8 protein-coding genes and 1 tRNA gene are annotated in these 12872 nt (G+C 44.7%); 7 read left to right on the top strand and 2 right to left on the bottom strand.

Going from position 1 to position 12872, the window contains the following annotated elements:
* Positions 1–2005 (top strand): autotransporter-associated beta strand repeat-containing protein (locus ICN14_RS04010; RefSeq protein WP_216224923.1); only part of this gene is annotated, 2005 nt, incomplete at its 5' end.
* A gap of 11 nt (positions 2006–2016) precedes the next feature.
* On the top strand, positions 2017–2562 hold the full coding sequence (locus ICN14_RS04005) for a hypothetical protein (protein ID WP_216224921.1): 546 nt from the start codon (positions 2017–2019) through the stop codon (positions 2560–2562).
* On the opposite strand, the gene ICN14_RS04000 is transcribed toward ICN14_RS04005, so the two are convergent.
* Together ICN14_RS04000 and pgi are read right to left on the bottom strand one after the other, a co-directional pair.
* Entirely contained in the window at positions 2559–3944 is a 1386-nt protein-coding gene (locus ICN14_RS04000) for a phosphomannomutase/phosphoglucomutase (RefSeq protein WP_216224919.1), read from the bottom strand. The two genes, ICN14_RS04005 and ICN14_RS04000, sit on opposite strands and share 4 nt — an antisense overlap.
* Positions 3945–3989: 45 nt before the next feature.
* On the bottom strand, positions 3990–5486 hold the full coding sequence (gene pgi / locus ICN14_RS03995) for a glucose-6-phosphate isomerase (RefSeq protein WP_216224917.1): 1497 nt from the start codon (positions 5484–5486) through the stop codon (positions 3990–3992).
* A gap of 140 nt (positions 5487–5626) precedes the next feature.
* Here pgi and ICN14_RS03990 point away from each other — a divergent pair, with 140 nt between their 5' ends.
* The 5 genes from ICN14_RS03990 to ICN14_RS03970 all read left to right on the top strand — a co-directional run bounded on the left by ICN14_RS03990 (position 5627) and on the right by ICN14_RS03970 (position 12807).
* Positions 5627–6763 (top strand): NAD(P)/FAD-dependent oxidoreductase, encoded by a 1137-nt coding sequence (locus tag ICN14_RS03990; protein ID WP_216224915.1) that lies wholly within the window; start codon positions 5627–5629, stop codon positions 6761–6763.
* A gap of 19 nt (positions 6764–6782) precedes the next feature.
* Positions 6783–6872 (top strand) — tRNA-Ser (locus tag ICN14_RS03985).
* A 322-nt stretch (positions 6873–7194) separates the two neighbouring features.
* Positions 7195–8778 carry a type I restriction-modification system subunit M gene (locus ICN14_RS03980; RefSeq protein WP_216224913.1) on the top strand — a complete coding sequence of 528 codons (1584 nt, stop codon included), beginning with the start codon at positions 7195–7197 and terminating at the stop codon, positions 8776–8778.
* Positions 8778–9938 (top strand): restriction endonuclease subunit S, encoded by a 1161-nt coding sequence (locus tag ICN14_RS03975; protein WP_216224912.1) that lies wholly within the window; start codon positions 8778–8780, stop codon positions 9936–9938. Before ICN14_RS03980 ends, ICN14_RS03975 begins: the two co-directional genes overlap by 1 nt.
* Before the next feature lies 1 nt (position 9939).
* Complete coding sequence (locus ICN14_RS03970) at positions 9940–12807, top strand: type I restriction endonuclease subunit R (protein ID WP_216224910.1); 2868 nt, start codon at positions 9940–9942, stop codon at positions 12805–12807.
* Positions 12808–12872: the final 65 nt, after the last annotated feature.

The raw sequence follows: 12872 nt of genomic DNA, 5'->3' as shown, positions 1-12872 counted from the left end.
CAGTTCTATCACCAGTACTACTGGCGTACTCACCGGTTCAAGCTACACCTTTAACAACACTACCAGTGCAACAGTATCAGCCATCTTGGCAGGTAGCGTAAACCTGACTCAAGCTGGTAGCGGTACAACGACTCTGTCAGGCGCCAGCACTTATAGCGGAACAACGACGATTAGCGGTGGCACCTTATCCATCTCTGCAGATAATCAGTTAGGCGCTGTGCCAGGATCTGCTACACCAGGCTCTATCGTATTTAACGGCGGAACCCTCAATACCACTGCTACCTTTGCCTTAAATGCTAATCGTGGCATTGCCATGACTGGTAACGGCAACATCAATGTGGATGGCGCAACCACATTGACTTATAACGGCATCATTGCCGGCACAGGTGATCTGACTAAGAGTGGGGCAGGTACCTTGGTATTGGGTGGAAATAATACTTACACCGGTACAACAACCGTTTCTGCTGGAGCTATTAACTCCACAGGAACCATGGTCGATTCAGCAAATATCATCGTTAATAGTGGAGCTACCTACATTATTGGAAATGCAGATGTGATTAGTACCGTGACTGGTAATGGTTCTGTAGTTCTAGGCGCGAATCTAACTGTGGGTAGTGGCAATAATGCGTTTGCATTTGACGGGACATTTGCTGGCGGTGGTTCATTGATCAAGACTGGTACTGCAGCTATGACCTTGGCTGGTAGCAGCACCTATACAGGCAGTACCATCCTGAATGCTTCGCAGTTAATTTTAAATAATGCCAATTCACTAGGTTCTAGCACTGTTGTTTCAAGTGGCGGTAACTTGCAATTGGCTGATGGAATCATTCTCTCCAGTCTGCATGTGACTGGCCCGGTTACCATTACGAACCACATTAAGACATCTGGAGCACAGATCTACGATGGCGCAGTAACCATCGCTCCAGCTACTGGCGTAACCGTGGATATGGAAAATTATGCGGGCGCATCTTATACAGCTGCAGGTATCAAGCTAAGCTCGCTTAATAGCGCCATCACCTTCAATAGCACTATCGATGCAATTGCTGCTAAGAGTGCTTCGCTAAAAATTGACGCAGGTACTGGCACCGCAACTATTGGAAATAGCATTGGCTCAATAACACCTTTGCAGAATCTATATGTTGTTGGCGGCAGTATCAAGCTCTTAGCGGATGTCTTAACAAATCAAGAGCAAACCTATGTTGGTGCCATCAATATAGGTAGCAATGGTGCAGCCGGCTTCTTATATTCTGAATTTATTAGAAAGACCCGCCCAGTTACTACATTTGCCGTACAAAGCCCGATTTATACCCGCACCTTTATTTCTACTGATCCTATGGTTCGCTTTGTGGGAACAGTGAATCCTGATGCGGCGGGCACATATTCACTTGTGGTTGCTGCGATCTATGGTGGATTTGTCAATGGCGACGCTAGCAAAGAGCCAAGAATCATTTTTGATGGTTTGGTAGGAAACATCAACCCATTCTATTCAACTAACTTCCAGACATTGCAAGCTGGAGATCTATTTATGTTGGCAGGAAAAATTAGCACCATGGGTGTGAAGACTATTGCTACACAGAGCTACAGCACAGATGCAATGACTGTGAGCCTGGATTCAAATAACCCTATAGCAACCTTTAGATCTTCTCAACCTGGAACAATTAACTTTGACCTGAGTATGGTTGGTGGCCAAATGAATTTAGGTTCAGCAACTGGGGTTACTCGTGTAGTAATTGATGGCTTGACTAACTTTACTGGTACGGGAGTTGGATTGACTGCGGTTGGGTTCCCAATTCAAGAGGCAGCTGCTGCCGCTGCTGCTGCTGCAGCAGCGGGTGGCGGAAATCTAACTGCCACCGCTCAATTTGGTAAACAGTTTGGGATGAGTCGAGATATATCTGATGAGTCGAGCGTTAATGTCATTATGGATGAGAATGTTCGTGATGAGGATCGCAAACAGAGTGCCAATGCTTGTGGTAAAGATGAGGATCAACCTGAGTGTCTTTAATTTAAATCACCATGACAATTAAGCAATTCAACGCTACTTATATTGCACCTGACGATCGTTTGCTGTTTCGTTTCAATACACTCGAGAATGCCGAGTTCCGTTTCTGGTTTACTCGCCGAGTAACCTTATTCATTCTGGCTGCGACCCAGCATCTTATTGTTAAAAATCTAGAGCAAGTCCATTCACCTCAAGCCGCCAAGGCAATTGCTGAGTTTAGTAAAGCGACAATGCAGGTTAATCCCGATATCCTAGGTGTTTCTCAGGTCAGCACGTATCAACCTGCAGAGAACTACCCGCTGGGTGCAGACCCATTGCTGGTGATGGATGCTAAATGCACCTTGAAGAAGGAGGGCGCAGAAGAAGCACTCTCCTTAGATCTTGTATTGCCGGGTGGCGCAAATATCAATCTCCAGATGGCAGGGCCAACATTGCAAGCTATGTGCGCTTTGCTAAATCAATTGCGAGAGTATGCTGCTTGGGGTGATGTACCTCGGGTCATTGAGGCTGGTGAATCTGCTGAGGGTGTGAATGAGGGCAGGAAACCCTCCGTCCACTAAAAGGGTAGCATTGCTTCTGGCTTAGCAGCCAACAACACCGCCTTAAACTCTGCCTGAATACGTTTAATAGCCTCTTCGCTATCAGCCTCAAAACGCATTACTACGACTGGAGTGGTATTAGATGGTCTAGCCAGACCAAAGCCATCAGCATATTCCACGCGCACACCATCAATGGTGTTGATTGATTCTGATGTTGGGAACTTGGCGTTAGCCTTGATGGTTTCAAGCAATGAAAAAGGTTCACCTTCAGCACAAGCCAGCTGCAACTCTGGAGTGCATATCGCATTCGGTAAGTTGTTGAGGGTGTCGCTCGGATTCTTTTCCTTGCTGAGAATCTCGAGCAAGCGCGCGCCGGTATAGAGGCCATCATCAAACCCAAACCAGCGATCCTTAAAGAAGATGTGACCACTCATCTCACCAGCGAGTGGGGCACCAGTTTCTTTGAGCTTAGCTTTCACTAAAGAATGGCCTGTTTTCCACATGATGGGTTCGCCACCATGCTCTTTGACATAGGTCGCTAGATTACGAGTGCACTTCACGTCATAAATAATCTGTCCACCCGGATTGCGGGAGAGTACATCTTTGGCAAACAGCATTATTTGACGGTCGGGGAAAATCACCTGACCATCTTTAGTAACAACACCCAAACGATCGGCATCGCCATCAAAGGCGAGGCCTAATTCATTATCGGTAGTCTGCAGGTTCTTGATGAGGTCTTGTAAGTTCTCAATATGCGCTGGATCGGGATGGTGATTTGGAAAATGACCATCAACTTCGCAGAACAACTCTTGGACTTCACAACCCAAAGCTCTAAATAACTTGCCTGCAAATGCGCCGCCAACGCCATTGCCGCAATCTACCGCAATCTTCATGGGGCGAGCCAGTTTCACATCTCCAACGATATAGTTGATGTACATCGGGAAAATATCAAAAGTACTTCTTGTTCCTTGGCCGGTAGCAAACTTCTTGGCTTCAATGCGCTTACGCAAATCCTGAATCTGTTGACCATAAATAGCCGATGTACCCAGGACCATTTTGAAGCCGTTGTAGTTCGGGGGATTGTGGCTACCAGTAATCATGATGCCGGACTTCGGAGTCTTGCCATCAATGGTGTGGTTAGCAGCAAAGTACACCATAGGTGTTGCCACCATGCCTAGATCAATCACATTAATGCCTGTGGAGAGCAGGCCTTCTGTCAAAGCCTCAATCAAGCTAGGGCCAGATAAGCGGCCATCGCGACCGATGACGATATCGGTTTCACCAAGCTCACGCATCTCGGTGCCAAATGCTTGACCAATCAGTTTGGCGATAGAGGGATCTAATGTCTCATCAATAATGCCGCGGATGTCATATGCTTTAAAAATGGATGGAGACAATTGCATTACAGATCCTTCAGTAAAGATGCCCAAGAATTGCTTGGGTGGTAACTAGTTATTTGAATTTAATAGATTAATGCGGGTAGCAGTAACGGCATCAATATCTGCACTGGCAGCAATATTATTTTGATGGCTTGCAAGGGCTTTCTCAATCGGCTTGGCCAGAACTTTGCCGTATTCGACACCGGGCTGGTCAAAGCTATTGATATTCCACAGGGCGCCTAATGTCGCAGTGCGGTTCTCATACAAAGCGAGTAGGGCGCCAAGATAAAAAGCATTGAGTTTTGGCAGCAACAAAAGATTGCTTGGGCGCTTGCCGGGATAAACATCATTCGGATTGCTGGCAGTCTTGCCATTTGCTAATGCCTGCGCTTGTGCCAAGCAATTGGAAAGCAGAATTCGGTGATGCGCTACAGCCTCAGGCCGATCACTCATGGGCTCACGTACGGCGATGAAATCAATCGGAATGATCTCGGTACCCTGGTGAAAGAGTTGGAAGTAAGAGTGCTGCGCATTACTGCCAGCACTACCAAAGACTACTGGGGAAGAATGCTTCACTGGCTTGCCATCACGATCCACGCTCTTGCCATTGCTTTCCATATCAAGCTGCTGTAACCACTTCGGAAACCAATCCAAGGCATCCGCATACGGAATAGCTGCATAGGCTTTGATGCCATGTTTCTCTTGCTGAAACAGCAAAGAGAGTGCCATGATGACGGGTAGGTTTTCTTCTAGAGGTGCATTCTTAAAATGCAAATCCATCGCTTCAGCACCAGCTAGAAACTGTTTGAATGTCTCAAAGCCGTATTGCAGGGCTATTGGTAGACCTACTGCTGACCAGACTGAGTAACGACCACCAACCCAATCCCAGAATGGGAAGATGTTGTCTTCGCTGACACCAAAGTCTTTGGCGGCAGTAATGTTGGCGGTCACAGCATATAAAGCATGCTCAATTTGACTGTGAGTACAACCACTATCTTTAAGCCAAGCAACAACTGCTTTGGCATTCATGGACGTTTCAAGGGTGGTGAATGACTTCGAGACCACAATCACACGAGTGCTATGGGGCTGAGCGCGAGCCAAGATACGAGCAAGTTCAGCAGTATCAATATTGGCCAAGAAATGCATACGCATGCCACGGCTTTCAATACCGGGAACATGGGCTAAGGCTTCAATAGCAAGGCGAGGGCCAAAATCAGATCCACCAATACCAATATGAATGACGTCAGTTACGCCAACCCATTTATTACAAAGCGCATCAATGCGATGCCAAACTTCAGATACAGCTGGCATGACATCTTTACCATCGATCAACACTGGCGTTTTGCTCAGATTGCGAAGTGCAGAATGGAGGGCAGGGCGATCTTCACTATTGTTGATGTGCTTACCAGCAAACATATCCACAATGAATTGCTCTAACTGCGATTGACGTGCGCCGGCAAAGAGCTTTTTCCAATTGGCCACATCAATTCCTTGATAGGCGGTATCCAGCACCATATCAAGGGCTGAATGAATACTTTGGTTAGCTAATTGGGCTTGCACAGACATGTCTAGATTTTATCAATAAGGTCATCAAAATCCCCTTAAAACACTGAAAATGTTACGATTTCAGCAATATAAAGGCTTTAGCTTAGGCAAAAGTCATTACAAAATTGAGACATATCTGAAATCAGGTCAGGAAAAGCCGAATGGAGCAGGTTGATTGCGTAGTAGTGGGCGCTGGGGTCGTTGGTTTGGCGGTTGCTCGCGAGATGGCATTACAAGGCCGAGAAACTATTTTGCTCGAGCGCGAGGATTCCTTTGGAACCATTAGTAGTGCTCGCAATAGTGAAGTCATTCATGCAGGAATTTATTACCCAAAGGATTCTCTCAAGGCCAAACTCTGCGTAGCAGGCAATCGCCTCCTCTATGAATATTGCCGCAGCCATCAAGTGAGTACACAGGCTTACGGCAAACTCATTGTGGCGACTGACACTAATCAGTTGGATGATCTTCAGGGTATTTTGTATAAAGCCCAAAATAATCAAGTCCCCGATATCAAGATGATTTCAGGGGCGCAGGCTAAGGCGATGGAGCCACAGTTGCAATGTGAAGCTGCAGTGCTTTCAAGTTCAACAGGGGTAGTGGATAGCCACGGATTAATGTTGTCATTGCTTGGCGGCTTTGAAGATGCGGGCGGTATGGTTGCCTATCAATCTCCCTTGCTTGGCGCTAAACCAATCGGTGCAAATTCTGAAGGTGGCTTTGAGCTCACCATTGGTGGCGCTGACGGTATGACCATTCAGACGAAGTTGCTGATTAATTGCGCGGGACTGAGCGCCCCAGCACTGGCTCAAAAAATTGAAGGGCTTTCAAAAGACCTCATACCCAAAGCCTACTTCGCTAAAGGTAACTATTTCTCCTTATCTGGCAAATCACCATTTAGCCATTTGATTTACCCCATCCCGGAACCGGGTGGACTGGGCGTTCATCTAACTCTCGATATGGGTGGTCAGGCCAAGTTTGGTCCAGATGTGGAGTGGCTAGATATTAACGAGGAAAGCCAGATTAACTACACGGTTGATGCAAAGCGGGGAGAGGGCTTTTATGCGGCAGTCAGGCAGTACTGGCCCGGCCTAAAAGACGGCGCATTGCAGGCCGATTACTCTGGCGTGAGAGCCAAAATCGTCCCGCCAAACGCCCCAGCAGGAGACTTTTACTTTGAGGGACCCCAGCAGCATCAACTCCAGGGCTTATTCAATCTCTATGGCTTTGAGTCCCCAGGCCTCACCTCCTGTTTGGCGATTGCCCAGCATTTAGAGGCGCAAATCAAAAGTTCTTTATAATCTAGGACTCAAATCGCAAGGAAGAGTGGCAGAGCGGTTGAATGCACCAGTCTTGAAAACTGGCGAGGATGAAAGTCCTCCGTGAGTTCGAATCTCACCTCTTCCGCCATATACGACAGCAGAGCCCCTAACCATGGGGCTCTTTGTTTTTGGGGCTCTTCTACCCACCGTTCTACCCACCACCAAAACATTGTCTGAGCTTATTCCCTTGCATGGATCAGAGAAGGTCATCTTGGATAGAAATCATGCTTAAAGGCCTAGCCTTGCAGATTTTTAAGCAAATCAGAATCAATTCCTCACCCGGGCTAAATAACGCTGACCTGAGGAAGGTTGGGGCTAAGTTAAACTAAAAAATATCATTATTAGCGCTAGTAATAGCATTTTGGTAATTTAGTTATCTGGAGCTTTAAGCCCCAAATCAAGGGAAATAGATGTCAGAAGAGCAGCGTCGTCAATTACAGCAACAGCTATGGAATATTGCCAATACATTGCGAGGCAAGATGTCCGCAGACGACTTCCGGGATTACATCCTTGGATTTATCTTCTACAAGTACCTATCAGAAAAAATTGCCAACTTTGCTAATGATCAATTAGAGGGTGAAGAGCTAACGTTTGAAAGTCTTGATGAAAAGTCTGCTGAAGGTAAAAAATACCTAGAAGCGATCGAAGGGGCCTGTAAAGAAGAGCTTGGCTACTACCTTGCACCCAGCGAAATGTTTGATCATCTGGCTAAAAAAGGCAACGGGGAGCTAGGCTCCAACACCTTCATTCTCGGTGACTTAACAAAGGTCCTCAAAAATATTGAGCAAAGCACTTTGGGAACCGAGAGTGCTGAAGAGTTTGAGCACCTATTTGACGATATAGACCTCACCTCGGCCAAGCTAGGCAAGTCAGAGGATGAGAAAAACGATCTTATTGCCAAGGTGCTGGTTCATCTAAATGAAATTAATTTCCAATTGCGCGATGCTACGGCTGATGTTCTTGGCGATGCCTATGAGTACCTAATTGGTCAATTTGCCAGTGGCGCAGGAAAAAAGGCGGGGGAGTTTTATACCCCACAACCAGTCTCACAACTTCTTGCTGAACTGGTAACTCTGAATAATCCAAAACTCAGAAATGTCTATGACCCAACGTGTGGGTCCGGCTCACTCCTGCTACGCGTAAAACGACAAGCAGAGTTTGTTGGGCACATCTATGGGCAAGAAAGAAATCCAACCACTTACAACTTAGCACGCATGAACATGATCTTGCATGACGTGCACTTTAGTAAGTTTGATATCAAGAATGAGGACACACTAGAAAAACCTCAGCATCTAGAAATGAAGTTTGATGCGATTGTGGCCAATCCACCATTTTCAACGCAATGGTCTGCCAATCCGATGTTTATGAGTGATGACCGCTTTAGCTCATACGGCAAACTAGCGCCAAGCAGCAAAGCTGACCTAGCCTTCGTGCAGCACATGGTTTACCACCTATCTGAAGAGGGCACTATGGCAGTCCTATTACCTCATGGAGCTCTATTCCGGGGAGGGGCAGAAGGTCATATTCGTCAATACCTGATTGAGAAAATGAACTGCTTAGATGCAGTCATTGGCCTACCTTCAAATATGTTTTATGGTGCCGCTATTCCGGCTTGTATTTTAGTGATGCGTAAATGCCGCAAGAAGAATGACAGCATCCTTTTTATCGATGCAAGTAAGAATTTTGAGAAGGTAAAAACTACAAACGTAATGCGCCCTGAACACATCAATAAGATCGTTCAGACCTACAAGGCACGTAAAGTTGAGGAGAAATACAGTGCCACAGCCTCAATCGAGAAAATTAAAGAAAATGACTGGAATTTGAATATTCCAGGATATGTTGATAGCTTTAAGGTGGTAGATAAAATTGATCTTGCTGAACTATCGCTTCAGCTGACTAGCCTAGACGAAGAGATGGCTAGCATTGACAAAGAGATAGGGATCTTTTGTGGGGAGCTTGGTATCAAGCTGCCATTCGGGGAAGGTCGAAAATAATGACTGCGCCTAAGTTGAGATTCAAATCCTTCCATCAACAATATCAAGAATGTGAGTTAGCGAGCTTGGGTGAGATTCAGCGGGGGCGATTTACTCCCCGCCCAAGAAATGATCCGAAATATTTTATTGGGGGAAATATTCCTTTTGTCCAAACAGGAGATATTGTTAATGCACCCTTGTATGTGGAGAAATATACTCAATTTCTTAATGAGGAAGGTTTGGCTGTAAGCAAGCAATTTCCTGCTTGTACTGTGTTTATAACGATCGCTGCAAATATTGGGGATACAGCAATCGCAAAAGAGCCTGTTGCCTGTACTGATAGTGTAGTAGCCATCAAAACCTACTCAAATAAAGCAGACCCTTTTTGGTTAAAGTATTTTTTGGATACAAGAAAGGGTGAGTTAGATTCAAAGGCCACTCAAAATGCTCAGAAAAATATAAATCTTCAAGTTTTGAGACCTTTAAAGGTTGCCGCACCAGTTATTGAGGAGCAGCAAAAAGTCGGCCTATTTTTGTCAAAAATTGACCAGAAAATATCTGGTTTAACCAAGAAGCATGAGCTGCTTATTCAATACAAAAATGGCGTCATGCAGAAAATCTTTAATCAGGAAATTCGATTTAAAGATAGCGCAGGAAAAGATTTTCCAGGCTGGGAATATGTGCCGTTAGAGGAAGTGCTGGATTATGAACAGCCGGGCCGCTATCTTGTTTCATCCACTGAATATTCTGATGGCTTTGATACTCCCGTTCTAACAGCAGGTAAGACATTTTTATTGGGCTACACGGACGAAATTAACGGTATTTATACAGATTTACCAGTCATCATATTCGATGACTTCACCACGGCATTTAAATTTGTTGATTTTCCATTTAAGGCTAAGTCATCCGCAATGAAGATGCTAAAAAATATCAATTCAGATAACTGTCTTAGGTATATCTATGAAGCAATGTGTCGAATTGATTTTCAAGGGGGTGATGAGCATAAGCGTTATTGGATATCACAGTATTCAAAAATCACAATACCGTTACCCCATCATGATGAGCAAATAAAAATATTAGAGTTTTCGGTTGGGATTGATAAAAAAATTGAAATCATTAAATCCAAACTTGAGCTAACCAAGCAATATAAACAAGGCCTACTCCAGCAGATGTTTATCTAACATGACCATCCAATCTGAAGCCGCGCTAGAAGAAGCGCTAATTAAACAACTCCAGTCAATGGAGTACTCCCGCGTAGAGATTCTGGATGAGTCTGCCATGTTGGCTAACTTGAGGCGCCAACTTGAGCTCCACAACGAAAACACTCACCATATTCCCAATCTTCGCTTTAGCGATAAGGAATATGAGCAGATCCTTAATAAGCTAAACACCGGTAATGTCTTTGACCGCGCAGAAATCCTTCGAGATAAATTTGCCTTAAAGCGTGACAACGGGGATGTTATCTGGATCACCTTCTTAAACCATGTTGACTGGTGCCAGAATGAGTTCCAAGTCACCAACCAAATATCAACAGAAGGTAAGCGTAAGAATCGCTATGACGTCACGATTCTGATTAATGGCCTGCCTTTAGTCCAGATCGAGCTCAAACGTCGCGGTATGGATCTAAAGGTCGCTTTTGACCAGATTATTCGCTACAAGCATGAGTCCTATGATGCGGGCTATGGCTTATTTCAGTATGTTCAGCTCTTTGTCATTAGCAATGGCGTCAATACCAAGTATTTCTCTAACAATAAGAGCATTAAAGAGTTCACCTTCAAGCAGACCTTCTTCTGGTCTACCAAAGAAAATAAGCGCATCTCAGACCTGCATGACTTTAGTGCTGAATTCCTAAAGCCTTGCCATATAGCGAAGATGATTTCTCGCTACATGGTTCTGACAGTAGACAAGTTGCTTTTAGTAATGCGCCCTTACCAGTATTACGCAGTAGAGGCCCTAATTGAAAAGGTAAAAACCAGTAAGTCCAATGCTTATATCTGGCATACAACCGGCTCAGGCAAAACCTTAACTTCGTTTAAGACCAGTCAAATCGTTGCTGAATTACCAGAAGTTGATAAGGTTGTCTTCGTCGTGGACAGAAAAGACTTGGACTATCAAACGGAGAGGGAATTCAACCATTTCGAAGAGGGTTCAGTCGATAGCGCACCCAATACCTCGGAGTTGGTCAAGAAGCTCAATGACCCAACTTCAAAGATAGTTCTAACAACGATTCAGAAGTTAAATAACGCGATCACCCGTGATAGGCATGCCATCAAGATGGACGGTCTAAAAGACAAGAGGGTGATCTTCATCTTTGATGAGTGCCATCGTAGCCAGTTTGGCGAGAACCATAAAAACATTAAGCAGTATTTCAGTAACTGCCAAATGTTTGGCTTTACTGGAACGCCGATTCTGGAGAAGAACGCATCTTCCCATGGTGGGCGCAAGCAAACAACCGCCGATCTGTTTGGTACTTGTCTGCATAAATATCTTATTGTTGATGCAATACGGGATGAGAACGTCCTTCGCTTCTCTGTTGAATATGTCGGGCGATACAAGAAAAAAGAATATGGTAGCCACCTGGATATCGACGTCGAGTCAATCGATACCAAGGAGTTGATGGAGGCTGACGACCGGCTTAATAAGATCACTGATTACATCATTGACCATCATCGTCAAAAGACAAAGCATCCAGATTTCACTGCGATGTTCTGCGTTGACAGTGTAGATTCATTGATTCGGTACTACGACTTATTCAAACAGAAAATCGCAGAAACGGGCTCAGACTTAAAGATTGCCACCATCTTTAGCTATCAGCAGAATGAGGCTAATCCTGAGGCTGATGGTACTGGTGGCGTAATTCCTGAAGATGATGGCGTAACTCCTGAAAAGGTGACCTATAGCCGAGACAAGCTAGATCAATACATCAATGACTATAACGAGATGTTTGGTACTAAGTTCTCGACTAAAGATAGCCAGGACTATTACAACTACTACAAAGATATTGCTAAGCGCGTACGCCAGGGGCAAGTGGACATCCTATTGGTAGTCAATATGTTCCTAACTGGTTTTGATAGTCCAAGACTCAATACGCTTTACGTTGATAAGAACTTAAAGTACCACGGCCTAATTCAGGCGTTCTCTAGAACCAACCGCATTCTGAACGATAAGAAATCACAGGGCAATATCATTTGCTTTAGAAATCTAAAGGAAAAGACGGATGAAGCGATTGCCTTATTCTCCAATAAGGATGCTAAGGAAACAGTGCTGCTAGAGCCTTATGAGAATTACGTTGAAAAATATAACCTAGCGGTTGAAGCACTCCTTGCCTTAACTCCAACCGTTTCATCGGTGGATGATTTACAGGATGAGAATGAGCAGCTACTGTTTGTAACGCGCTTTAGAGAGCTTCTTAAGTTAAAGAATGTAATCACTTCGTTTACTGACTACAAGGAGGGGGATCTGGCTCTTACTGAGCAAGGTTTTGAAGATTACAAGTCTAAGTACCTCGATATCTATGAACGCGTCAAGCATGAGAATGCCAAAGAGAAAGATTCCATTCTGAATGACGTGGACTTTGAGATTGTTCTCATTCATCGAGATCAAATTAATGTTGCGTACATCATCTTGCTGTTAACCGAATGGTTAAAGAATGGTGGCAATGGTAAAAAGGGCGAGGGAATCAAAAAGCAGATTGATGACTATCTATCTGGTGAGATTCAATTGCGCTCTAAGAGAGTCCTGATTGAGCAGTTTATTGAAGAAAGCCTCAGTGGCCTATCTCCTGATGGGGTTGCAGAAGAATTTGAAGTGTTTTGGGCCAAGAAGAAGAAGGCTGCCTTTGATGCGCTATGTCAGTCCGAGAAGATTGATGGAAAGAAACTTCAAGCTTTACTAGAAGGCTATGAATTTACAAACCAAGCCCCAAGGTCGGAGGAGTTAATTGAAGTCCTGGAGCAAAAGCCCAAAATTTTGGAGCGTAAATCAACTTTAGTAAGGGTTGGGGATGCGATTGCCCGATTTATTGATACGTTTATAGAGGGCATGGGCTAATGGCATCTAATGCTAAATCGAGTATTAGTGTGACTTTTACCTAATTTGAATGAAATTACTAGACC

The organism is Polynucleobacter sp. MG-27-Goln-C1 (assembly GCF_018881905.1).
Taxonomy (GTDB): Bacteria; Pseudomonadota; Gammaproteobacteria; order Burkholderiales; family Burkholderiaceae; genus Polynucleobacter.
The sequence above is the reverse complement of the archived record's forward strand: the minus strand, read 5'-3'. Positions and strand labels throughout refer to the sequence as shown.

Excerpts from the sequence above, each read along its gene's own strand:
- ICN14_RS03990 (WP_216224915.1), top strand. The coding sequence starts at position 5,627 with ATGGAGCAGGTTGATTGCGTAGTAGTGGGCGCTGGGGTCGTTGGTTTG.
- ICN14_RS03975 (WP_216224912.1), top strand. The coding sequence starts at position 8,778 with ATGACTGCGCCTAAGTTGAGATTCAAATCCTTCCATCAACAATATCAA.
- pgi (WP_216224917.1), bottom strand. The coding sequence starts at position 5,486 with ATGTCTGTGCAAGCCCAATTAGCTAACCAAAGTATTCATTCAGCCCTT.
- ICN14_RS04005 (WP_216224921.1), top strand. The coding sequence starts at position 2,017 with ATGACAATTAAGCAATTCAACGCTACTTATATTGCACCTGACGATCGT.
- ICN14_RS04000 (WP_216224919.1), bottom strand. The coding sequence starts at position 3,944 with ATGCAATTGTCTCCATCCATTTTTAAAGCATATGACATCCGCGGCATT.
- ICN14_RS03970 (WP_216224910.1), top strand. The coding sequence starts at position 9,940 with ATGACCATCCAATCTGAAGCCGCGCTAGAAGAAGCGCTAATTAAACAA.
- ICN14_RS03980 (WP_216224913.1), top strand. The coding sequence starts at position 7,195 with ATGTCAGAAGAGCAGCGTCGTCAATTACAGCAACAGCTATGGAATATT.